The sequence below is a fragment of the Undibacterium umbellatum genome, assembly GCF_014284125.1.
Lineage (GTDB): Bacteria > Pseudomonadota > Gammaproteobacteria > Burkholderiales > Burkholderiaceae_D > Undibacterium > Undibacterium umbellatum.
Window position 1 is genome coordinate 1 of the sequence record NZ_JACOFX010000095.1, and the last position, 255, is coordinate 255.

Genomic DNA, 255 nt, shown 5'->3' on the forward strand with positions numbered 1-255 from the left:
GCCAACGTATCACCAATGCCAGCGACGCTTTTGAGTAATGACAACCCTGGGTGAGTAGCACAGACCTTTGCCAGTGTTTTTTCGATGTGAACGATTTGCGCGTTAAGGGCATGCATGACAGACAGATTTGCCTTGAGCGCCATGGCTTCCATCTCACCCAAGCCCATTGTGTCTATCTCATCACAAGTCAGTTTCTTGATCAGATTAGCTGCCATATGTGCGCCATGCCGTTGGTCCATTTGTGTTTCTATCGAG

General features: G+C 48.6%; 1 pseudogene. It reads right to left on the reverse strand.

The features are described 5' to 3' along the window. Window positions 1-239: pseudogene (locus tag H8L47_RS29335) on the reverse strand (hypothetical protein); the annotation flags it as partial. Window positions 240-255: the final 16 nt, after the last annotated feature.